The sequence below is a fragment of the Pseudomonas sp. TE3552 genome (genome assembly GCF_056278945.1).
In genome coordinates this window covers 2081356-2104393 of the sequence record NZ_JBWBQJ010000001.1, presented here as the reverse complement: position 1 = coordinate 2104393, position 23038 = coordinate 2081356, and the positions used below count along the sequence as shown (strand labels likewise).

The following is a 23038-nucleotide window of genomic DNA, read 5'->3' as shown; positions in this document are numbered from 1 at the left end:
AACCGATAGCAGGTTTTGGGGCTGCTTCGCAGCCCAACGGGGGCAAGCCCCCTCGCCACAAGATGGGTTCAAAAACCGCGTCAGGCCGCAGATTGCTGCCGCGCCGGCACTGCCAAACTCACCGCGCGCACCGACGCCCCGACACTCAAGCCCAAGGTTTTCGCCGTCTGCGCATCGACAATCAACGTGCCGGCGGCAACGCGTGCGGGCGCAGCGGTAATTCGGCATTCGGCAAACTGGCGGTTGTGAATCAGGTACGTCGCCGCTTGCTCTCCCGGTGTGCCGATGCTCAGCTGCAACACCTGACTGTCACGCACTGCGCGGATGTCGCCGGTCGCGCATTCGATCAGCGGCCCGCCGTCAAAGATATCGATGTAGTCTCGATGCTCGAACCCTTCAGCCTTGAGCATGCCCAGCGCCGGCTCGGTATTGGGGTGTACGCGACCGATGACCGCTCGCGCCGCCTCAGGCAACAGGCAGGTCGGCAATGGAAACTTGGGCATCAGCTCGGCAATGAAGGTTTTGTTGCCAAGGCCTGTGAGGTAGTCGGCGTCGGCGAAATTCATCTTGAAGAAGTGCCGTCCCAGGCCTTCCCAGAAGGGTGATACGCCCTCTTCGTCCGAGTAACCGCGCATCTCCGCGATCACCTTGTCGCCGAAGTGCTGACGAAACTCCGCCAGAAACAAGAAGCGTGCCTTCGACAACAAACGGCCATTCAGACCGCTGCGGTGATCGGCGTGCAAAAACAGCGAACACAACTCCGAATGACCGGTCATGTCATTGCCCAGGAACAATGTCGGCAGTTGCTGATTGATCCCGAGGTTTTTCGACGCGGCGACAAACAGCCCCAATCGATAGTTGTACCAGGGCTCGCGCAGGCCGACGGCCCCCGCCAATGCACAGATGCCGACCGCTTCGTGCTGGTCGTTTTCCAGCACAAACAGGTAATCGGCATCGCCGCGCTCGGCTTGGCCTGCGAAGGTTTTCGCCGCCCATTCCAGGCGATGACTCAAGCGTGCCTCATCGGCCGGCAAGGTGGTCAAACCAGTCCCGGCGCTATGGGCAAGGGCTAACAGTGCCGGCAAATCTGCCGGTGTTGCAGGACGGACGATCATCGTACTTGCTCCTGGGCAGCTTTGGGCTGACGTTTTGATTGACGTTTAGATAGGAAGACTTCGGCCAACATGCAGCGCGCGCTGCCACCGCCGATGCGTTCGATGGTGTCGATGTTCACCGGTAGCGGCGTGGTGTGGGCTTCGATCAAACGACGCTGAGCGGCATCCAGCGATTGCCAGGCGGTGCGCGACATCACCAGCAAAGGCTCGCCCGCAGCGTTGTGGACTTCCAGCATGTTGCCGGCGAACGATTCCAGCTGCGCCCAGTCCAGGGCGATGACCTTCTTGCCGCTGTCTTCAAGCCGCGCGCGCAGGGCCAGGCGTTCCGCCGGCTGAGTGACGGAAGCCAGACACGCGATGGCCAGCCGTGTGCCGACACTCATCATCACGTTGGTGTGATAAATCGCCACGCCCTGGCGGTCCACCGCATTGAAGGCACACAACTCGTAACCCAAATGCTCGACCAGTTGATCCAGCGCCCGAGCGTGGGTGCGGGTGGAGTAGCCGGCATAACAAATCCGCTGCTGTCGATCCAGCACCATGCTGCCGGTGCCTTCGAGGAACACTTCCTGCTGTTCCAGGCTGGAAAGATCCAGCATCTGCTCAACCCGGTATTCGTCCCGCAGCCAGTCCAGCACGCCTTTGTCGCGCTCCAGACGCCGGTTGTGACCCTGCATCGGGTACAACACCAACGTGCCGTCGGGGTGGCTGCTCCACCAGTTGTTAGGGAAGATCGAATCGGGGGTGTGCGGGGCTTCGCGGTCGTTATGCACCAGCACTTCGACGCCATGGCTGCGCAGCGCGGCGACGTAGCCATCGAACTCTTGCAAGGCCTTGAGCTGCACGTCCTCGGACACATCGGCCGGGCGCTGGAAACGGTTGTTCGCCGCCGTGTCCTGATTGAACGAGAAACGTGTCGGGCGAATCATCAAAACGGTATTGGTGGTTTGCATGGGCACAGATTCAATGAGGGTTGAGAGGCACTCATTGTCTGTTCAGACGCGGGAAAAACCCGGTTGATAAGGAGATGGGGGGTGATGGAAACGGCTGAAAATCTGCGATCGTTCAGCCGATTCGGCGAGGGTCTGTAGCAGCGCTATTCCATGGTGGTCTTGACCATCGCCAGTTCCGGATGGCTGACCAGTTTGTCGATGTGCAACTCCGGGTCGTCGAACCAGACTTCGGTCAACACCCGGTAATGTTCCATGTCCCGGCAACGCATGCGCAGGCTGTAGTCGAACGCGCCGCTGATCAAGCGGCATTCCAGCACTTGCGGACAACCACGGACCTTGGCCTCAAAGGCCTTTTGCGCCGCCCGCCCGCTTTGGTTCGACAGCGCGACCAACACCAGCAGTGACAGGCCCGGTGTCAGTTTTTTCTCGTCGAGAATAGCCCCGTAACCACGGATAACCCCGAGCTGTTCGAGTTTGCGCACCCGTTCCAGGCACGGCCTGGGCGTGAGGTGCACGCGCTCGGAAAGCTTTTGATAAGTGATACGCCCTTCGTGGCGCAGCACTTCGATAATGGCCTGATCGATACGATCAAGCACAATCGACAGATCGCGGATATCCGCCATGTACGTCTTGCCTCACTTCAAACGACCCGATAGGAATTGCTGCAAACGGTCACTCTCTGGCTGGTCGAGGATGCTCGCATCACCTTGCTCCTCGACTCGCCCCTGATGCAAGAACAACACCTGGCTGGACACCTGCCGGGCAAAGCCCATTTCGTGGGTCACCATCAACATGGTCCGGCCTTCTTCGGCCAGCGCCTGAATCACCTTCAACACCTCGCCCACCAGCTCCGGATCGAGGGCCGAGGTCGGCTCGTCGAACAACAGAATCTCTGGTTCCACGGCCAACGCCCGGGCAATCGCGACCCGCTGTTGCTGCCCGCCGGACAGAAACGCCGGGTATTGATCGGCCACCCGTTGCGGCAAACCGACCTTGTCCAGATACGCCCGTGCGCTCTCTTCGGCGGCCTTGCGGCTGACACCCAGCACCCGGCACGGCGCCAGTATGATGTTTTCCAGTACGGTCAGATGGCTCCACAAATTGAAATGCTGGAACACCATCGCCAGGCGTGTGCGCAAGCGCTGCAACTGCGCCGGGTTGGCGACTCGCATGCCACCCGCGCCTGGGCGAGTGATGACGCGCTCACCGTCCAGCACAATGGCACCCTCGTCCGCCCGCTCCAGAAAGTTGATGCAGCGCAGCATGGTGCTTTTACCCGAACCGCTGGCACCGATCATGCTCACTACATCGCCGGCCCGTGCGTTCAACGAGACGCCTTTGAGCACTTCATTGTCACCAAAACGTTTGTACAGATTTTCAACCGTGAGTTTATACATGCAAAAATCTCCTGCGGCAGCGCTTGTTCAAGCGCTGCCGTGCTCTGTTCTGGATAGAAAGATTAGTGAGCCGGACCGAGGAAACTCAGCCAGCGCTTCTCCGCCAGACGGAACGCGCCGACCAGGCCGAACGACAGCGCGAGGTACAGCAGGCCGGCGATACCGAAGGCCTGAAAGGTCATGAAGGTCGCGGCATTGGCGTCCCGGGCGATTTTGAGAATGTCGGGAATGGTTGCGGTGAATGCCACCGACGTGGCGTGCAACATCAGGATCACTTCATTGCTGTAATACGGCAGTGCCCGGCGCAAGGCCGAGGGCAGGATCAGCCGCAGGTACAGACGCCAGCCGCTCAAGCCATAGGCATGGGCTGCCTCGATTTCACCGTAGGGAATGCTGCGGATCGCCCCGGCGAAAATTTCCACGGTGTAGGCGCAGGTGTTGAGTGTGAACGCCAGCAAGGTGCAATTCATCGCATCGCGAAAAAACGCTTCGAGCAGCGGTTGCGAGCGAACCACGGCGATGCCGTAGATCCCGCTGTAGCAAATCAGCAATTGGATATACAGCGGCGTGCCGCGAAACACATAGGTGAACAGCTGAACCGGCCAGCGCAGCAGGCCCCAGCGCGAGGTTCGAAGGATCGCCAGCGGCAGCGAGAGGAAGAACCCCATCACGATGCTCGCCACCAATAGCCACAAGGTCATCGCCAATCCGGTGAAGCTGTAGCCGTCGCTGAACAGAAACGGTTTCCAGTATTCGGCAATCAACTCGATCATCGCGCCATTCCCCGTACGCCTTGGTTATAACGCCGCTCAAGTACTCTCAGTACGTAATTCGACGCGCTGGTGATCAGCAGATACAACGCCCCCGCCAGTAGCAGGAAGTCGAGCATGTTGAAGGTGCTTTTACCGGCTTCCTGCGCCACCTTGACCAGGTCCGACAAGCCGATGATCGACACCAGCGCCGTGGCCTTGAGCAGCACCAGCCAGTTGTTGCCCAGGCTCGGCAAGGCGAACCGCATCATTTGCGGGAACACCACGAAACGAAAACGCTGCCAGCGGTTCAGCCCAAAGCTGGCGGCGGCTTCCTGTTGGCCGCGCGGCACGCTCAGGATCGCCCCGCGAAAGGTTTCGGTGAAATACGCGCCGTAGATAAAACCGAGGGTGACGACGCCGGCCACAAACGGGTCGATTTCCATGTAAGGCCAGCCCATGGCTTCGGTCAGGCTGCTCAGCCAGCCCTGCAGGCTGTAGAAAATCAGCAGCATCAGCACCAGGTCCGGCACGCCGCGAATCAACGTGGTGTAGAAAGTGGCGGGCAGGTTCAACAGCTTCAGCGGCGACAGCTTGGCCGCCGCGCCGAGCAGCCCCAGCGCCATGCTCACCAGCAGTGACAGCGCCGACAGTTTTAGGGTGACCCAGGTGCCGTGCAGCAACAAAGGGCCATAGCCTTGCAGGGCCGAAAGATCGACCCCGATCAGATTCAGGAAGGAGTTCACGCCAGTCACCTGTCTTGAGGCGCCCGCTTGCAAGCGCTGCGCCTGTTACCAGGACGCAGCACTCGGGGCGCGAGGATCAGTTGTTGTAGAGGTCCAGATCGCCGAAATGCTTCTGCTGGATCTGTGCGTAGATGCCCTTTTCATGCAGGGCCTTGATGGCGGCATTGAGCATGCCTTTGAGCTCTTCGTTGTCCTTGCGGATGCCGATGGCGATTTCCGACGGCACCAATGGGTCGCTGATGCCTTCGCTGTTCTTGAAGTCCGCCCCTTGCGGCGACGTCAGAAAGCTCATTTGCGCTTGCAGTTTGTCCTGGATCGACGCATCGAGACGCCCGTAAACCAGGTCGGCGTAAACCTGATCCTGATTCTGATAAGCCTTGAGCTTCACACCGTTCGGCCCCAGTTTGGCCTTGGCGTAGGTTTCCTGAATGGTGCCCTGCATGTAACCGATGGTCTTGCCTTGCAGCGATTCGGCGGTGGGCATCAGGCCGGAATCCTTGCGGGTGACGATGGCGGTCGGTCCGGCGTACAGGCGATCGGTAAAGTCGATCTGTTTTTTACGCGCTTCGGTCACGGTCATCGAGGACTCGATGGCGTCGAACTTGCCCGCCTTGAGAGCCGGAATCAGCCCGTCGAAGTCATTGCTGACCCACACGCACTTCAACTTCAGCTCGGCGCAGATTGCATTGCCCAGGTCCACGCCGAACCCTTGCACACCGCCATCGGCGGTGGTGGATTCAAAAGGCGGGTAACTGGGGTTGACACCAAAGCGCAGTTCTTTCCACTCCTTGGCGCTGGCAACGGTGGAACAGCACAGCAACGCGAGTACCGATACGCTCAGCCATCTAGTCTTCATCGTCTTGAATCCCGATTTATTTGGAGTTATCGCGGCCGGGCTAACCAGGCCACCTTTATGGGCAGGAACAGAGAGTCGATGCGGTTCACACCGCAACAGCGTTCTTATTGTTTTGCACAGAGTGCTTCTCACTGATCGGCACCCGGTCGAAACCCTCGACACAAGGTTTCAAACCCACGTCCAGAATGCCAACAGAAGATCGGGAGCAGGTGTCGTAAGGCCCGATGCAGACACCCCTATTGCGCTGATAAGGCTGCCTTGACAGCCGAATCGGTCGCAAGCGCCGCCCACATGCGTTTTGCGGGGTAAATTTGCATCCGGCATCACAAAAATGCAGACAACACCTGCACGTATCCCGGTTGTACAGCACAAATTTGCACTGTTACGATCCAGCATCGCTCGCGCGCGAGCTTTTCTATAAAGAACAATAAAAGCAGGGAGTTAGTGATGACTGCTCAGGTTTCAACCCCGCAAACACAGTCCATGGATGCCACGCAAAACGAAGTGTTGGCCGAGGTTCGCAATCACATCGGTCACCTGACCCTCAATCGCCCCGCCGGCCTCAATGCCATTACCCTGGACATGGTTCGCAACCTGCAATGCCAGCTCGATGCCTGGGCCCAGGATCCGCAGGTGCACGCGGTGGTGTTGCGTGGTGCCGGCGAAAAAGCTTTCTGTGCCGGCGGCGATATCCGCTCGCTGTACGACAGCTTCAAAAGCGGTGGCACATTGCACGAAGACTTCTTCGTCGAGGAATACGCCCTCGACCTCACGATCCATCACTATCGCAAACCGGTCCTGGCCTTGATGGACGGCTTTGTGCTGGGCGGCGGCATGGGGCTGGTGCAAGGCGCCGATTTGCGGGTGGTCACCGAACGCAGCCGTCTGGCGATGCCGGAAGTGGCCATCGGTTATTTCCCGGACGTCGGCGGCAGCCACTTCCTGCCGCGCATTCCCGGTGAGTTGGGCATTTACCTGGGCGTCAGCGGCGTGCAGATTCGCGCCGCCGATGCGCTCTATTGCGGCTTGGCCGACTGGTATCTGGAGAGCGCCAGCCTGGGCGAGCTGGACGAACGACTCGACCATCTGGAATGGCACGACACACCGCTCAAGGACCTGCAAGGCATGCTGGCGAAACTCGCCGTGCAACAACTGCCGGTAGCACCCTTGGCGGCGTTGCGGCCGGCCATCGATCACTTCTTCGCCCTGCCCGATGTGCCGAGTATGGTGGAACAACTGCGTGCAGTGACCGTCGCCGACAGTCATGAATGGGCCACGGCCACCGCCGATTTGCTGGAAAGCCGTTCACCGCTGGCCATGGGCGTGACCCTGGAAATGCTGCGGCGCGGTCGGCACCTGAGCCTGGAACAGTGCTTCGCCCTCGAACTGCACCTGGATCGCCAGTGGTTCGAACGCGGCGATCTGATCGAAGGCGTGCGCGCCTTGCTGATCGACAAAGACAAGAACCCGCGCTGGAACCCGCCGACTCTGCAGGCGCTGGACGCCGAGCACGTGGCGAGTTTTTTCACCGGGTTCGACCAGAGCGGGAGCTGAGCCATGCACGATATCGAATTAAGCGAAGAGCAAGTGATGATCCGCGACATGGCCCGGGATTTTGCCCGTGGCGAGATCGCGCCCCACGCACAGGCCTGGGAAAAGGCCGGCTGGATCGATGACGGCCTAGTGGCGAAGATGGGCGAACTGGGCCTGCTGGGCATGGTGGTGCCCGAGGAATGGGGCGGCACCTATGTCGACTACGTGGCCTACGCCTTGGCGGTGGAAGAGATTTCCGCCGGTGACGGCGCCACCGGTGCGCTGATGAGCATCCACAACTCCGTGGGCTGCGGGCCGGTGCTCAATTACGGCACCGAAGAACAGAAACAGGAGTGGTTGCCGGACCTCGCCAGCGGCCAGGCCATCGGTTGCTTCTGCCTCACCGAACCCCAGGCCGGTTCCGAAGCCCATAACCTGCGCACCCGCGCCGAACTGCGCGACGGCCAGTGGGTGATCAACGGCGCCAAGCAATTCGTCAGCAACGGCAAACGGGCGAAACTGGCGATCGTGTTCGCCGTGACCGATCCGGAGCTGGGCAAGCGCGGCATCTCGGCGTTCCTGGTGCCGACCGCAACAGCGGGTTTCATCGTCGACCGCAGCGAACACAAGATGGGCATTCGAGCTTCCGATACCTGCGCCGTCACCCTGAACAATTGCACCGTTCCCGAGGCCAATCTGCTGGGCGAGCGCGGCAAAGGCCTGGCCATCGCCCTCTCCAACCTCGAAGGCGGGCGCATCGGCATCGCCGCGCAAGCCTTGGGCATCGCCCGTGCAGCGTTCGAAGCGGCGCTGGCTTATGCGCGGGATAGGGTGCAGTTCGACAAGCCGATCATTGAACACCAGAGCATCGCCAATATGCTGGCCGACATGCACACCCGACTGAACGCCGCACGCTTGCTGATCCTGCACGCCGCGCGGTTGCGCAGTGCCGGCAAGCCGTGTCTGTCGGAGGCTTCACAGGCCAAATTGTTTGCCTCGGAGATGGCGGAGAAGGTCTGCTCGTCGGCGATACAGATTCATGGCGGGTATGGGTATCTGGAGGATTACCCGGTGGAGCGTTACTACCGGGATGCGCGGATCACGCAGATTTATGAGGGGTCGAGCGAGATACAGCGGATGGTGATTGCCCGGGAGTTGAAAAACTATTTGGTGTGATAGCTAAAAAGCTTCGCGGGCAAGCCTCGCTCTACAGGGGAATACATATCCTCTGTAGAAGCGAGGCTTGCCCGCGAAGACGTCCTCGAGAACGCTACATCACTTGCCTTGGAATTCGGCCTCACGCTTGGCAATAAACGCCGCCATCCCCTCCTTCTGATCCTGCGTGGCAAACGCCGCGTGGAACACTCGGCGCTCAAAGCGCACGCCTTCCGACAGGCTGACTTCGAAGGCGCGGTTGACGCTTTCCTTGATCATCATCGCAATCGGCAGCGACTTCTTCGCAATCAACGCCGCGACTTTCAGCGCTTCTTCCACAAGTTCATCCGCCGGCACGATCCGCGCCACGATCCCGCAACGCTCGGCTTCCACCGCATCGATCAAACGCCCGCTCAGGCACATTTCCATGGCCTTGGCCTTGCCCACGGCACGGGTCAGGCGCTGGGTGCCGCCCATGCCCGGCAGTACGCCGAGGTTGATTTCCGGCTGACCAAATCTGGCGTTGTCGCCGGCCAGAATGAAGTCGCACATCAGCGCCAGTTCACAGCCACCGCCCAAGGCGAAACCGTTGACCGCGGCGATGATCGGCTTGCGGCGGTTGGCCACGCGATCGCTGTCGCTGAACAGGTCGTCGAGGTAGATCTGCGGGTAGGTCAGCTCGGCCATTTCCTTGATGTCGGCACCGGCGGCGAAGGCTTTTTTCGAGCCGGTCAGCACGATGCAGCCGATGTTTGAATCGGCTTCCAGGCCATCGAGGGCGTGGTTCAGCTCGCTGACGATTTGGGCATTCAACGCGTTCAAGGCTTGCGGACGGTTGAGGGTGATCAGGCCCACACGGTCGTGGATTTCCAGCAAAATCGTTTCATAGCTCACAGATTGGACTCCTTCTCAAAGATTGCGCGAAATGACCATGCGCTGAATATCACTGGTGCCTTCGTAGATCTGGCAAACCCGCACGTCGCGGTAGATCCGCTCCAGCGGGAAGTCGTTCAGGTAACCGTAACCGCCAAGGGTTTGCAACGCCGAGGAGCAAACCTTTTCGGCCATTTCCGAGGCGAATAGCTTGGCCATGGAAGCTTCCACCAGCGCCGGTTTACCGCTGTCGCGCAACGCCGCCGCGTAATGCACCATTTGCCGGGCCACGGCGATCTGGGTCGCCATGTCCGCCAGGCGGAACGCTACCGCCTGGTGCTCGATGATCGGCTTGCCGAAGCTCTCGCGCTCACGGGCGTAGTCACGGGCCGCTTCGAATGCAGCGCGGGCCATGCCCACCGATTGCGAGGCGATGCCGACACGGCCGCCTTCGAGGTTGGCCAGGGCGATTTTGTAACCTTCGCCCTCCTCACCCAGTCGATTGGCCACCGGCACTTTCACATCCTCGAAGAGGATCTGGCAGGTATCGGAGGCGTGCTGGCCGAGTTTGTCTTCGACCCGCGCGACTTTATAGCCCGGCGCATCGGTGGGTACGATCAACGCCGTGATCCCACGCTTGCCGGCACTCGGGTCGGTCACCGCAAACACGATCACCACCCCGGCGTTTTGCCCGGAGGTAATGAACTGCTTACAGCCGTTGAGCACGTAGTGGTCGCCGTCCAGGCGGGCACGGGTTTTCAGGCTGCTGGCATCGGAGCCGGCTTGCGGTTCGGTCAGCGCAAACGCACCGAGCATCGCGCCGCTGGCCAGCGGCTTGAGGAAGCGTTCTTTCTGATCGTCGTTACCGAACTTGAGGATCGGCACGCAACCCACCGAGTTGTGCACGCTCATGATGGTCGAGCAGGCACCATCGCCGGCGGCGATTTCTTCCAGGGCCATGGCGTAGGCCAGGTAACCGGTGTCGCAACCGCCCCACTGCTCAGGCACCAGCATGCCGAAGAAGCCCAGGTCGGCCATTTCGGCGATGGCTTCCTTGGGGAAGCGATGCTCACGGTCCCATTCGGCGGCGAACGGTTTCAGCCGTTCCTGGGCAAACTGCCGGGCCGCGTCGCTGATCTGAAGTTGTTCGTCATTGGGAATCATGCCAAGTCCTTAAAAATTATCCTGAAGACGCAGAACCTGTGGGAGCGATTCTTGTGGCGAGGGGGGCTTGCCCCCGTTCGAGTGCGCAGCGCTCGCAGATTCGTGGGGCCGCTGCGCGGCCCAACGGGGGCAAGCCCCCTCGCCACAAAGCCCGCTCCCACAGGGATTGGTGTCATCCCTTAATACAGGCATTCCACGGCCATCGCCGTCGCTTCGCCGCCGCCGATGCAGATGGCTGCAACACCGCGTTTCAGGCCTTTCTGGCGCAGGGCCGAGAGCAAGGTTACGAGGATCCGCGCGCCGGAGGCACCGATCGGGTGACCCAACGCACAGGCACCGCCGTGAACGTTGATCTTCTCGTGGGGGATCTCCAGTTTGGTCATGGTCACCAAACTCACCACCGCGAAGGCTTCATTCACTTCGAACAGCTCGACTTCATCCAGCGACCAGCCGGTTTTCTTCATCAGCTTCTTGATCGCGCCCACCGGGGCCACCGGGAACAGGCCCGGGGTATCGGCAAACGCGGCGTGGCCGTGAATCACCGCCAGCGGTTTCAGCCCTTGTCTTTCTGCTTCGGAACGGCGCATCAGCACCAATGCCGCCGCGCCGTCGGAGATCGAACTGGAGTTCGCCGCCGTCACGGTGCCGCCGTCGCGGAACGCCGGTTTCAGCGAGGCGATCTTGTCCAGTTTGGCTTTCGGTGGCTGTTCGTCGTGGCTGATCAGCACCTGCTCTTTGCCGACCATCACCTGCAACGGCACGATCTCGGCGTCGAAGCTGCCGTCCTTGATCGCCTGTTGCGCGCGGGTGGTCGAGGCAATGGCAAAGGCGTCCTGAGCTTCACGGCTGAAGCCGTTGGTTTCGGCGCAATCCTCGGCGAAGGTGCCCATCAGGCGCCCCTTGTCGTACGCGTCTTCGAGGCCATCGAGGAACATGTGATCGAGTACCCGGCCATGGCCCATACGGTAGCCGCTGCGGGCGCGATCCAGCAGGAATGGCGCGTTGGACATGCTTTCCATGCCCCCGGCGACGACCACATCGGCACTGCCGGCGACCAACATGTCGTGGGCCAGGATCGTGGCCTCCATGCCCGAGCCGCACATTTTGTTCAGCGTCGTGCAGCGAGTCGATTTATCCAGCCCGGCGCCCAGTGCTGCTTGCCGCGCCGGAGCCTGGCCGAGACCGGCGGAAAGTACGCAGCCGAACAGCACTTCTTCTACGGATTCAGGGGCGATACCGGCGCGTTCAACGGCGGCACGAATCGCTGCGGCGCCCAGCTGCGGCGCGGTCAGGCTTTTCAGTTCGCCCTGGAAACCGCCCATCGGGGTGCGGACGGCGCTGACAATAACAATCGGATCGTTGGAAAGTGTCATGTCTAATCCTCCTTATTTGGCGGCCATGCGCAAGGCACCGTCGAGACGGATCACCTCGCCGTTGAGCATGCTGTTTTCTATGATATGCCTGGCCAGCGCGGCGTACTCGCTCGCCTTGCCCAGGCGCGGTGGAAACGGCACGCCAGCGGCCAGGGACTCGCGCACTTCCGGGGTCATGCCGGCCATCATCGGCGTTTCAAAAATGCCCGGTGCGATGGTCATCACGCGGATACCGAAGCGTGCGAGTTCACGGGCGGCGGGCAAGGTCAGGCTGACGATCGCGCCTTTCGACGCCGAATACGCGGCCTGGCCGATCTGGCCGTCGAAGGCCGCGGCCGAGGCGGTGTTGATGATCACACCACGCTCGCCGTCTTCATTGGCTTCGGTTTCGGCGATGGCCGCCGCCGCCAGGCGCAGCATGTTGAAACTGCCGATCAGGTTGACGTTGATCACCTGGCTGAAACTGGCCAGTGCATGGGGGCCGTTCTTGCCGAGGATCTTCTCGCCACGCACGATGCCGGCGCAATTGACCAGACCGTTGAGGCCGCCAAACGCTTTGACCGTCGCCTGCACCGCCGCTTCCGCGGCAGTTTCATTGCTGATATCCGCCACCACGCTTTGCGCGCCCAGACGTGCAGCCTGGGCCGCGACGGCTTCGGCGTTCATGTCCACCAGCATCACTTTGGCGCCAGCGGCCACCAGCATTTCAGCGGTGGCGGCACCGAGGCCGGACGCACCGCCGGTGACGAGAAAAACCTTGTTTTCGATCTGCATCATTGTTTCCTTGGATTCAAGGTGAAACGTTCTTCGCGGCGGCTTCTTGAGCCTTGGCGATTTCCTGGTTGCGCAAGATAAAGCGCTGCAATTTGCCGCTTGGGGTTTTCGGCAATTCGCTGACAAACTCGATTTCACGGGGGTACGAATGCGCCGCCAGACGCTTGCGTACGTGCTGGCGCAGTTCTTCGGCCAACGCCGGCTCGGCGCGGTATTGCGGGTTGAGCACGACAAAGGCTTTCACCAGTTCGGTGCGCTCTGGATCGGGTTTGCCGACCACCGCCGCTTCGACTACTGCCGGGTGTTCGATCAACGCGCTTTCGACGTCGAACGGGCCGACGCGGTAGCCGGATGTGGTGATCACATCGTCGCTGCGGCCGACGAAGCTGATGCTGCCGTCCGGGTTCCACTCGACGGTGTCGCCGCTCAGGTAATAGTTGCCGACGAAGGCCTTGGTCGGTGCGCCTTCGTAACCGCCGAACCAGCACATCGGCGACTGGCTACGGTCGATGGCCAGGATGCCCGGTTGGCCGACACCCAGTTCTTTGTATTCGTCGTCCAGCACCACGATGCGATGGCCCGGCGAGGCAAAACCGGCTGCGCCCATGTGAATCGGGTGATCGAGGCCATGGTGATTGCACAGGACCATGCCCAGTTCGGTCTGGCCGTAATGGTCGTGAATCACTACGCCGAGGTTGTCGGCGAACCAGCGAATCACTTCCGGGTTCAACGGCTCACCAGCGCTGCTGACGATGCGCAGTTTGCCCTTGATCGAACGGGCGAATTCATCGCCACCGGCAATCAGCAAGCGATACGCGGTCGGCGAACCGGTGAGGTTGGTGATTCCGTATTTGTTGATCACCCGGCAGGTGCTTTCAAGGGTGAACGGGCCATCGTAAAAGGTGATCGGATGCCCCATGGCCATCGGCCCTGTGACGCCGAAATATATGCCGTAGGCCCAGCCCGGATCGGCGACGTTCCAGAAGGCGTCTTCGGGGCGCAAATCCACGGCGTCGCGGGTGTAACTTTGGAACGCGACGATGGCTTTCAGCGGCACCGACAGCGCTTTCGACGGCCCGGTGGTGCCCGAGGTGAACATCAGCAGGAACGGATCTTCACCAGTCAGCAATACCGGATCGCAGACATTGGAGTAGTTGGCCAGTTCGGCCCAGAAACTGAAGTCGCCACAGACGATGCCCTGGCCCTTGGCGCCGCCGACGGTAACGATGGTCGGGCAGTCGGCCACGTCAGTGAGTTTTGGGCGGTTGACCGCGTCGGTCACCACCACTTTGGCGCCGGAACTGTTCAGACGGTGTTCGATGGCTTTCGGGCCGAAGGCGGTGAACAGTGGCTGATAGACCGCGCCGATGCGCCAGGCGGCGAACACGGTGATCAGCAATTCGATGTTGCGTGGCAACAGGCCGGCGACTTTGTCGCCCTTCTTCACGCCCTGGGCCAGCAGGAAATTGGCGAAGCGCGCGGCTTTGTCCTGCAAGTCGCTGAAGGTGTAGGTCGCGCTGCTGCCATCGCGGCCCTCCCAGAACAGCGCGATGCGCCCCGGCAAGGCATGCCGGTCGCAACACTCGACGCAGGCGTTGAGCGCGCTCAACGACCCTGTGAGCGCGGCATCGACGGTGTGCTGATAATTGAACTGTGACGTGGCAGACAAATAATCGCGCATTGCCAGAATCCCTGTGATTTTTATTAGGTTGGGGAACCGTAAATAACAGGGAAATACTCGCTCTGCGCGGGGGGGCGGGGCAATGGTCAAAGCCATCAAGTTGGGTGACTGGTTTGGCCAAGACCAGGGGTGTAGGCGTCCCTCTACGGGGACGAACTCCATCAGTCGGATTCGTTAAGAATCAAACTCCGATAATGCCCCGGATTGGACCCCGACCACTTGCGAAACGCCTTGTAGAACGAGCTGGTATCGGCAAACCCCAAACGGGTGGCGATTTCGGCGAAGCTGATGGCCGGTTCGGCCAGCCAGACGATGGCCAGTTCCTTGCGCACGCTGTCCTTGAGCCCCTGATACGTCTGCCCTTCTTCGGCCAGGCGTCGGCGCAAGGTCGAGGCCGACATGCACAGTTGCTGCGCCAGCGCCTCGGTTTCCGGCCAGTGTTCAGCGCGCAATTGCCGCAGATCGTGCTTGATCCGACTGGCCAGGCTCTCGGGGTCGCGGTACTTGACCAGAATGTTCGCCGGCGCATGGGCGAGGAAGCGTTTGAGCTCTTCGGCGCTGCGTTTGATCGGCAAATCCAGGCAGTCGGCGGAGAAAATCATCCGCGTGCGCGGCCGATCGAATCGCAGGTTCTCGGAAAACATCACCCGATAGTCATCGCAAAAATCCGGCTCCGGGCAACGCAGTTCGATGGCCAGGATCGGAATCCGCCGCCCCGCCAGCCAGCAGGCAACGCCGTGCACGATCATCCAGTAAGTGAAATAGGTGAAGGCGCGGCGCGGTTGTTCGTCGTCCTCCAGCAGGACGATTTCTGCCAGGCTTTGCTGACGAACCAGTTGCGCGGGCAGGCGCTCGAGCATCAACGACAGAAAGCTCAGGCCCGAGGTCAGCCCGGCGGCCAGGCTCGGTTGAACCATGGAACAACGACAGAGAAACTCCAGGCTGCCGGACTTGAGCTTGCGCGGGTCCATGCCAAAAAACTCATCGTCCCCACGCCGGGCCAGCAAACGCCACAAGCGCGCATAGGCGGTGGCCGGGACACGGGCGTCGGTGGAATCCAGCAACGCCGGATCGATGCCGACCTTGTTCAACACCTCTGCGGTGGCAGCGCCAGGGGCGCAACTCTGCAACAGCGCTTCGCGCACCAGTTGAATGGCGATGGTGTCTTTTTCCGACATTGACCGAGGTGAGCCTTGTTGTTTGAGTGGTGGGCATATTAGCGCAGCCCGATTGAGCAAAGGAGATCCCGTGGGAGCTTGCCCGCGAAAGCGGTGGGTCAGCCGACTGATGTCTCGAGTGTGAGTCCGCTATCGCGGGCAAGCCCGCCCACAGGGATCTTCAAGGTTGTTCAGCTTAGGTTCAGGTAAATGGCAACCGATAGCATATGAGAATGAATTTCATCATGTTACAACTTAGCACCCTATCTAATTCCCCTCCGGTGCTGAATGCTCGTTCCTTTTCTGATCATGCTGCGCGAAGGCATTGAAGCTGCGCTGATCGTTGGCATTATCGCCAGTTACCTCAAGCAGACCGGTCGCGGCCAGTGGATGCCTGCCGTATGGATCGGCGTATTCCTCGCCGTCGCATTGGCCCTTTTGGTGGGCGGTGGTCTGGAACTGGTCAGCGCCGAGTTCCCGCAAAAGCAGCAAGAACTGTTTGAAGGCGTGGTCGGCCTGCTGGCGGTCGGCATCCTCAGTTCCATGGTGTTCTGGATGCGCAAGGTGGCGCGTTCCATCAAACATTCGCTGCATGTTTCCCTCGACCACGCGCTGAGCGGTTCCAAGCACCAAGTGACGGCGCTGATCGCCATGGTGTTTTTCGCCGTGGCCCGGGAAGGCCTGGAAACGGTGTTCTTCCTGCTCGCCGTGTTCCAGCAAAGCGAAGGCGCGGCGGCACCAATCGGCGCCCTGCTCGGCCTGATCCTGGCGATCATCGTAGGCTTCCTGATCTACACCGGCAGCATGCGCCTGAACCTCGGCGCGTTCTTCCGCTGGACCGGGCTGTTCATCCTGGTGGTGGCCGCCGGGATTCTCGCCAACTCGGTGCAGGCCCTGCATGAAGCCGGCGTGTGGAATCACCTGCAAAGCGTGCTCTTCGACTTCAGCGCCACGCTGCCGATGGATGGCCCGCTGGGCTCGGTGCTGGCCGGCATGTTCGGCTATCAGGACGCGCCGACCGTCAGCACCCTCGGCGCATATCTGTTTTATCTGTTGGTGGCGCTGGTGATGTTTTTTCTCCCGGCTGCCACGCCCGCGCAAACACCCTCTTCCGTTTCCAGTCAGTAAGGGCACCCATGCCAAATCAAGCCACTCCCCAGGCTTCCCCTCCCCGCGCCTTGCGCTGGGCGGTGGCCGGTTCGGTGATCGTGATGATCGCCGCCGGTGGCCTGTTCTACTACGCCTCGAAAATGGCCGCGGCCAAGCGTCAAACCCACCATGACGAAGTGCTGGTCACTATTCACCCGCACAGCTGTGAGCCGAATGCGCTGACAGTCCCGGCTGGTCGCGCCAGTTTTCGCATCGTCAACCGTTCGGACCGTGCCGTTGAATGGGAAATCCTCGACGGTGTGCTGGTGGTCGAGGAACGGGAAAACATTGCCCCCGGCCTGAGCCAGGTAATCAATGCCAACCTGTTGCCCGGCGACTACGCGATCACCTGCGGCTTGCTGAGTAATCCGCACGGCACCTTGCATGTCACCCCGACCGCCGCCTCCGATGCGGCTGCGAAAGCACGTCCATCGATGGTGGCGTTCATTGGTCCTCTATCGGAGTTTCGCGTCTACCTGAGCAGCCAGAGTACCGCGCTGATCAAAGCCGTCGCCGCCCTGGAACAGGCGATCGAAGCCGGTGACCTGAGCCAGGCGCAAGCCTTGTATGTGCCGGCTCGCGCGGCCTATCAACGGTTGGCTCCGGCGGCCCAGCGCCTGGCGGAGCTGGACAACGCGATCAACGCCCGCGCCGATTACTTCGACAAGCGCGAGCAAGATCCGGGTTTCGTCGGTTTTCACCGCCTCGAATACGCCCTCTTTGAGCAACGCAACCTGGACGGTCTGACGCCCATTGCCCAACGCCTGAGCAGCGACGTCTTCGCACTCAAACAGCAACTGCTGGCCCAGTCTCTGCCGCCGGAGCAATTGGTGAGCATTGTGGTGCGCAACCTCAACAGCCTCGCCGATGTCCGGGCCGGCAGCGGTGAAGAGGAACGCTACAGCCACACCGACCTGAACGGCTTCGCCGCCAACCTTGATGCGAGCCGCAAAGTCGTCGAGCTGTTGCGGCCGTTGTTGAGCAAATCTGCCGCTGAACGGCTGCCGACACTCGACAGCGCGATCACTGCTTTCGGCGCTGAACTCAACGGTTTCAAGGTCAAGGATGGCTACGTCAGCTACGACACCGTCAGCGCCGAGCAACGCAAACACATCGCCGACAAGGCCAAGGTTCTGGCCGATGCACTCGATGGAATCGATCCCGCCCTTGGCCTTTCCGGCCTGTAAAAAGAAGACCACTTGTACATGAACGACTCAGAACAGTTTTCAGCACAACGCCGTCGCGTATTGATGAGCATGGGGGCCGCCGGTGTAGCGTTAGCCGGTTCCGCCCTGAGTTGCCCGGCCATGGCCGCCAGCCCCGCGCAAGTCACCGAAGCGCCAAGCAGCGACAAGACCTTGGATCGTCATGAGTTCCACGGCAAACACCAGACCGGCATCGTCACCCCGCGCCCGGCGTCGGGCATGCTGGTGTCGTTCGACGTGCTGGCCAGCGACCGCGCAGACCTGGAGCGGTTGTTTCGCACGCTCAACGAGCGCATCGCGTTCTTGATGAAGGGTGGTCCGGTGGCTCAGGTCGATCCGAAATTGCCGCCGGTGGATTCGGGGATTCTTGGCCCGGTGGTCACGCCAGACAACCTGACCATCACCGTCTCGGTGGGCGAATCGTTGTTCGATGAACGCTTCGGTCTGGCCGGCGCCAAGCCCAAGCGGCTGATCCGTATGGTCGGCTTCCCCAACGATGCGCTGGAAGCCGATTGCTGCCACGGCGACCTGAGCTTGCAGTTCTGCTCCAACACCGCCGACACCAACATCCACGCCCTGCGCGACATCGTGAAAAACCTGCCGGACCTGTTGCTGGTGCGCTGGAAACAGGAAGGCAGCGTGCCGCCGCAAGCCCCGACAAAACCCGGTGTGCCGGCGCAAAGCGCGCGCAACTTTCTGGGTTTTCGCGACGGCTCGGCCAACCCCGATTCCAACGACGCCAAGGCCATGGACAGCATTGTCTGGGTCCAGACCGGTAGCGAAGAACCGGCCTGGGCGGTCAATGGCAGCTATCAGGCGGTGCGGATTATCCGCAACTTCGTCGAACGCTGGGACCGCACGCCGCTGCAGGAACAGCAAAGCATCCTCGGCCGCATCAAGAGCACCGGCGCCCCAATGGATGGAGAGCATGAAACCCAAGTCCCGGACTACGCCAAAGACCCGCAAGGCAAGCTGACCAAACTCGACGCGCACATCCGCCTGGCCAACCCGCGCACCGCCGCGACCCAGGCCAACCTGATCCTGCGCCGGCCATTCAACTATTCCAACGGCGTGAACAAGAACGGCCAACTGGACATGGGGTTGTTGTTCATCTGTTACCAGGCGGACCTGCAAAAAGGCTTCATCACCGTGCAGACCCGACTCAACGGCGAGCCACTGGAGGAATACCTGAAACCGGTCGGCGGCGGGTACTTCTTCACCCTGCCCGGCGTAACGGACGACAAGGACTTCATCGGTCGCTCGCTTCTGAATGCCACACAGCAAAAAACCACTGCATAAGCCCCTACGGAACCGCCCCATGAAAAAGTCGCCCCTCGCGTTACTGCTGACCCTTGGTTTGCTCAACACCCCGCTTTCGGCTTTCGCGGCGACGGCGCCGCTGGAGTTGGTGGGGCCGATCTCGGACTACAAGATCTACGTCACTGAACAACTGGATGAACTGGCCAGCCACACCCGCCAGTTCACCGACGCAGTGAAAAAAGGCGACCTGGCCACCGCCAAAAAACTCTACGCACCGACCCGGGTTTACTACGAATCCATCGAGCCGATTGCCGAGCTGTTCAGTGACCTCGATGCGTCCATCGACTCGCGGGTCGACGACCATGAAAAAGGCGTAAAGGCTGAAGACTTCACCGGCTTCCATCGCCTCGAATATTCGTTGTTCTCGGAAAACAGCACCCAGGGCCTGGGCGAGTTGGCCGATGGTTTGAACAAAGACGTGAAAGACCTGCAAACCCGCGTCTCCGGCCTGACCTTCCCACCGGAAAAAGTCGTCGGCGGCGCGGCCGCGCTGCTTGAAGAAGTGGCCGCCACCAAGATTTCCGGAGAGGAAGACCGCTACAGCCACACCGACCTCTATGACTTCCAGGGCAACATCGACGGCGCGAAGAAAATCGTCGACCTGTTCCGTCCGCAGATCGAAAAGCAGGATGCGGCGTTCATGGCCAAGGTCGACAAGAACTTCGCCACGGTGAACAAGACGCTGGCCAAGTACAAAGCCGCGAGCGGTGGTTTTGAGACGTATGACAAGGTGCAGGACAGCGACCGCAAGGCGCTGGTCGGGCCGGTGAATACCCTGGCTGAGGATTTGTCGACGTTGCGGGGGAAGCTTGGTTTGAATTGAGTTTTGTGGCGTCTGGGCTATACCCATCGCGAGCAGGCTCGCGATGGCATTTGGGCAGGCACCACACCTACCCCGTCGTGTTAACCCTCACAAAATCCGATACAACAACCGCTCGATCCTTACCCGGCTCACGCGCTTGAGAAACTTGGCTACTCCCGCCGGGTAATCCGGCAATGTTTCCAGGTCCTGATAGCGCTCGACGCGACGGGTGTGCTGGAAAATCTCCGCCTGCTCTTTGTCACGCGGTTCCAGTAACTCCCCTTTCGGATCATCGATCAGCAACGCATTTTCCAGGTCGAGACGGAACGCCCGCGGGTTGAGGTTGTTGCCAGTCAGCAAGGTGTAGCGCTGATCGATCCACATGCCCTTGAGGTGATAGGTGTTGTCGCCATCCTTCCACAAATGCAGGTTCAACTTGCCGCTGTCGATGTTGCGCTGATGCCGCTTGGCGAAGCGTCGCAGGCTGATCTCGTAAAGGTACGGCAGCGCTGCGATCACCTTGAACGGTTCGCTTGGCGGAATGAAGAAATCGTTGGCGGTCTTGTCACCGACGACGATGTCGATTTTCACGCCCCGCGCCAGGGCCCGGTTGATTTCCCGGGTCACCGCTAGCGGCAAGTTGAAGTACGGCGTGCAGATGGTCAGCTGATGTTGTGCGCTGGCGATCAGTTCACAGATCACCCGGCTCAACGGATTGTTCTTGCCCACACCGAGCAAAGGGCTGACTGATAAGCCGCCCTTGACCGTGCTGCCCGCCGTGGTGTCGTACGCTGCGTGTTTGAGACGGCTGCGCAAGTCGCCGATGTCGTGGCGCAAGCTGCGGGTGGTCGGCAGGTTCGGCAGGTCGAGGCGATGCACCGCTTTGGAGGCGATCAGACCGTGCTGGATCAGGTGCTGCATCGAATCGGCCAGCGCCGAATTGTGCAGCAGGTGATAACGGTCGAAGCGGTACTTGTCGAACTTGTGCAGATAAACGTTGTTCAGGCTCGCGCCGCTATAGATCACGCAATCGTCGATCACGAAGCCCTTCAGATGCAGCACGCCGAACAGCTCGCGGGTCTGCACCGGCACGCCGTACACCGGCACTTCGCTCTCGTGGGTGCGGGTGGTTTCCTGATACCAGGCCGAGTTGCCCGGCTGCTTGCCGGCACCGATCAAACCGCGCTGGGCACGCAGCCAATCCACGACTACCACCACGTCCAGCTCCGGACGCGCCTTTTTTGCGGCGTGCAGGGCATCGAGGATTTCCTGGCCGGCCTCATCCTGTTGCAAGTACAGCGCGACGATATAGATACGCCGGGTTGCCTGAGCGATTTGCTCCAGCAGGCAACGACGGAACTCGGCAGCGCCAGAGAGGATGGTGACGGCATCGGCGGTCAGCGGAAAACTGCGCAGTTTAGGCAGCAGAGAGCGTTTGAAAAGCGACGGCATAGGGCTCGCAAAGGGTCGAATCCGAAGAACCCGAGAGCTTACACCATGGACGGGTTTGGGTCTTGTTACTGTCTGTAATGGCCTCTTCGCGGGCAAGCCTCGCTCCTACGATTTTTCATCGTTCGGGATAATTGTGACTACACAAGTCCTGTAGGAGCGAGGCTTGCCCGCGAAGGCAATTTCACAGACACAAAAATAATCCCTTGACCAAGAAGAACGATCATTCTACTGTTGGCCACATGAACGAAATCACTAGCAACGACACACGCGACATCATTCTGGATGTCACCGAAAAGTTGATCTACAAAAGTGGCATCGCTGCCACCGGCATGGATCTTCTGGTGAAAACCGCCGGCGTCTCCAGAAAAAGTATTTACCGCTACTTCGCCAACAAGGAGGAGCTCACCGTCGCGGCCCTGCAACGCCGCGATGTGCGCTGGATGCACTGGTACCGAAGTGAAGTCGGCAAGGCCCAAAGCCCGGCCGACCGGCTGCTCAACCTGTTTACCGTGCTCAAGGCCTGGTTCGCCTCCGAAGGCTTTCGCGGCTGCGCCTTCATCAATACCAGTGGCGAAACCGGCGACCCGCAAGACCCGGTTCGCCTGGTTGCCAAAGACCACAAACAGAAACTGCTCGACTACGTGTGCGAGCTGTGTACCGAACATGGCGCAAAAGACCCGGAAACGCTGGCCAAACAGCTGCTGATCCTGATCGACGGTGCCATTACCGTAGCGCTTGTGATGGGTGATCACAGTGCCGCCGATAATGCGCAATGCATGGCGCGAAAGTTATTGGACCTGTAACACTTTTAATAAGCCCGACAACTTGCATGAACGTCAATTTGATAGGGAGACTTTACATGTCTACTGCCGAAGTTCGTCCGCCATTGCCGCCGTTTACCCGTGAATCGGCCATCGAGAAAGTTCGCCTGGCCGAAGACGGCTGGAACTCCCGTGACCCGGAACGGGTGTCTCTTGCCTACACCCTGGACACTCAGTGGCGTAACCGCGCCGAATTCGCCCACAACCGCGAAGAAGCCAAAGCTTTTCTGACCCGCAAATGGGCGAAGGAACTGGACTACCGGCTGATCAAGGAACTCTGGGCCCATGGCGACAACCGCATCGCCGTGCGTTACGCCTACGAATGGCACGACGACTCGGGTAACTGGTTCCGTTCCTACGGCAACGAGAACTGGGAGTTCGACGAAAACGGCCTGATGTTCAATCGTTACGCCTGCATCAACGACATGCCGATCAAGGAAAGCGACCGCAAGTTCCACTGGCCGCTAGGCCGCCGGCCTGATGACCACCCGGGCCTGTCTGATCTGGGTCTGTAACTTCCGAAATCCCATGTGGGCGCGGGCTTGCCCGCGATGGCGATGTCACTGACAACTTATTTGTTGAATGTGAAACCGTCATCGCGGGCAAGCCTCGTTCCTACGGTATTTCATCGTTAGGGATAATTGCGATTACACCAATCCTGTAGGAGCGAGGCTTGCCCGCGAAAGGGCCAGACAGGTCGCCGCAGAAGTTGGATATGGGTAAGATACCGGCCCTTCCCCGCAGCCCCTTTTCTGCGACCCTG

22 protein-coding genes are annotated in these 23038 nt (G+C 60.5%); 8 read left to right on the top strand and 14 right to left on the bottom strand.

Annotation, left to right across the window (positions count from 1 at the left end; all coding sequences use genetic code 11):
* Positions 1-80: 80 nt before the first annotated feature.
* The 7 genes from astA to ACZ9BB_RS09285 form a co-directional block, all read right to left on the bottom strand.
* On the bottom strand, positions 81-1115 hold the full coding sequence (gene astA / locus ACZ9BB_RS09315) for an arginine N-succinyltransferase (RefSeq protein ID WP_476213506.1): 1035 nt from the start codon (positions 1113-1115) through the stop codon (positions 81-83).
* Positions 1112-2068, bottom strand: a complete 957-nt coding sequence (gene ctlX / locus ACZ9BB_RS09310) for a citrulline utilization hydrolase CtlX (protein WP_476213505.1) — start codon at positions 2066-2068, stop codon at positions 1112-1114. Before ctlX ends, astA begins: the two co-directional genes overlap by 4 nt.
* Before the next feature lie 143 nt (positions 2069-2211).
* Positions 2212-2691, bottom strand: coding sequence for an Lrp/AsnC family transcriptional regulator (locus tag ACZ9BB_RS09305; RefSeq protein WP_007900194.1), 480 nt, complete (start codon positions 2689-2691; stop codon positions 2212-2214).
* 12 nt (positions 2692-2703) lie between these two features.
* Positions 2704-3465 carry an ABC transporter ATP-binding protein gene (locus ACZ9BB_RS09300; RefSeq protein ID WP_476213504.1) on the bottom strand — a complete coding sequence of 254 codons (762 nt, stop codon included), beginning with the start codon at positions 3463-3465 and terminating at the stop codon, positions 2704-2706.
* A gap of 62 nt (positions 3466-3527) precedes the next feature.
* Positions 3528-4238: an ABC transporter permease gene (locus ACZ9BB_RS09295; RefSeq protein ID WP_476213503.1), complete on the bottom strand. Its 711-nt coding sequence runs from the start codon at positions 4236-4238 to the stop codon at positions 3528-3530.
* Positions 4235-4960 carry an ABC transporter permease gene (locus tag ACZ9BB_RS09290; RefSeq protein ID WP_008008586.1) on the bottom strand — a complete coding sequence of 242 codons (726 nt, stop codon included), beginning with the start codon at positions 4958-4960 and terminating at the stop codon, positions 4235-4237. The genes ACZ9BB_RS09295 and ACZ9BB_RS09290 overlap by 4 nt, the downstream gene beginning before the upstream one ends.
* Before the next feature lie 76 nt (positions 4961-5036).
* Complete coding sequence (locus tag ACZ9BB_RS09285; RefSeq protein ID WP_476213502.1) at positions 5037-5816, bottom strand: transporter substrate-binding domain-containing protein; 780 nt, start codon at positions 5814-5816, stop codon at positions 5037-5039.
* Between the two features lie 447 nt (positions 5817-6263).
* Between ACZ9BB_RS09285 and ACZ9BB_RS09280 the strand changes: the two genes are divergently transcribed.
* Positions 6264-7370 (top strand): enoyl-CoA hydratase/isomerase family protein, encoded by a 1107-nt coding sequence (locus ACZ9BB_RS09280; RefSeq protein ID WP_476213501.1) that lies wholly within the window; start codon positions 6264-6266, stop codon positions 7368-7370.
* Positions 7371-7373: 3 nt separating this feature from the next.
* Entirely contained in the window at positions 7374-8525 is a 1152-nt protein-coding gene (locus ACZ9BB_RS09275) for an acyl-CoA dehydrogenase family protein (protein ID WP_476213500.1), read from the top strand.
* 99 nt (positions 8526-8624) lie between these two features.
* Here ACZ9BB_RS09275 and ACZ9BB_RS09270 read toward each other — a convergent pair whose 3' ends face one another.
* The 6 genes from ACZ9BB_RS09270 to ACZ9BB_RS09245 form a co-directional block, all read right to left on the bottom strand.
* Positions 8625-9398 (bottom strand): enoyl-CoA hydratase, encoded by a 774-nt coding sequence (locus ACZ9BB_RS09270; RefSeq protein ID WP_476213499.1) that lies wholly within the window; start codon positions 9396-9398, stop codon positions 8625-8627.
* 15 nt (positions 9399-9413) lie between these two features.
* A complete protein-coding gene (locus ACZ9BB_RS09265) occupies positions 9414-10541 on the bottom strand; it encodes an acyl-CoA dehydrogenase (RefSeq protein WP_476213498.1) in 1128 nt (375 codons plus the stop codon).
* Between the two features lie 179 nt (positions 10542-10720).
* Positions 10721-11914 carry an acetyl-CoA C-acyltransferase gene (locus ACZ9BB_RS09260; RefSeq protein ID WP_476213497.1) on the bottom strand — a complete coding sequence of 398 codons (1194 nt, stop codon included), beginning with the start codon at positions 11912-11914 and terminating at the stop codon, positions 10721-10723.
* 12 nt (positions 11915-11926) lie between these two features.
* The gene (locus ACZ9BB_RS09255; protein ID WP_476213496.1) at positions 11927-12688 is read right to left on the bottom strand and encodes an SDR family NAD(P)-dependent oxidoreductase; all 762 of its coding nucleotides are present in this window, start codon (positions 12686-12688) and stop codon (positions 11927-11929) included.
* A 16-nt stretch (positions 12689-12704) separates the two neighbouring features.
* The gene (locus ACZ9BB_RS09250; RefSeq protein WP_476213495.1) at positions 12705-14369 is read right to left on the bottom strand and encodes an AMP-binding protein; all 1665 of its coding nucleotides are present in this window, start codon (positions 14367-14369) and stop codon (positions 12705-12707) included.
* 161 nt (positions 14370-14530) lie between these two features.
* The gene (locus tag ACZ9BB_RS09245) at positions 14531-15547 is read right to left on the bottom strand and encodes an AraC family transcriptional regulator (RefSeq protein WP_476213494.1); all 1017 of its coding nucleotides are present in this window, start codon (positions 15545-15547) and stop codon (positions 14531-14533) included.
* Between the two features lie 267 nt (positions 15548-15814).
* On the opposite strand from ACZ9BB_RS09245, the gene efeU reads away from it, so the two are divergent.
* The 4 genes from efeU to efeO (ACZ9BB_RS09225) are packed head-to-tail and all read left to right on the top strand — an operon-like array spanning position 15815 to position 20023.
* Positions 15815-16654, top strand: a complete 840-nt coding sequence (efeU, locus tag ACZ9BB_RS09240; protein ID WP_476213493.1) for an iron uptake transporter permease EfeU — start codon at positions 15815-15817, stop codon at positions 16652-16654.
* An 8-nt stretch (positions 16655-16662) separates the two neighbouring features.
* Positions 16663-17862 carry an iron uptake system protein EfeO gene (efeO, locus tag ACZ9BB_RS09235; RefSeq protein ID WP_476213492.1) on the top strand — a complete coding sequence of 400 codons (1200 nt, stop codon included), beginning with the start codon at positions 16663-16665 and terminating at the stop codon, positions 17860-17862.
* Positions 17863-17880: 18 nt separating this feature from the next.
* Positions 17881-19179, top strand: a complete 1299-nt coding sequence (efeB, locus tag ACZ9BB_RS09230) for an iron uptake transporter deferrochelatase/peroxidase subunit (RefSeq protein WP_476213491.1) — start codon at positions 17881-17883, stop codon at positions 19177-19179.
* 19 nt (positions 19180-19198) lie between these two features.
* Entirely contained in the window at positions 19199-20023 is an 825-nt protein-coding gene (gene efeO / locus ACZ9BB_RS09225; protein ID WP_476213490.1) for an iron uptake system protein EfeO, read from the top strand.
* Positions 20024-20110: 87 nt separating this feature from the next.
* Here efeO (ACZ9BB_RS09225) and pssA read toward each other — a convergent pair whose 3' ends face one another.
* Entirely contained in the window at positions 20111-21454 is a 1344-nt protein-coding gene (pssA, locus tag ACZ9BB_RS09220; protein ID WP_476213489.1) for a CDP-diacylglycerol--serine O-phosphatidyltransferase, read from the bottom strand.
* A 239-nt stretch (positions 21455-21693) separates the two neighbouring features.
* Between pssA and ACZ9BB_RS09215 the strand changes: the two genes are divergently transcribed.
* Positions 21694-22257 carry a TetR/AcrR family transcriptional regulator gene (locus ACZ9BB_RS09215; RefSeq protein WP_476213488.1) on the top strand — a complete coding sequence of 188 codons (564 nt, stop codon included), beginning with the start codon at positions 21694-21696 and terminating at the stop codon, positions 22255-22257.
* 56 nt (positions 22258-22313) lie between these two features.
* Entirely contained in the window at positions 22314-22790 is a 477-nt protein-coding gene (locus ACZ9BB_RS09210; protein WP_038983231.1) for a nuclear transport factor 2 family protein, read from the top strand.
* Positions 22791-23038: the final 248 nt, after the last annotated feature.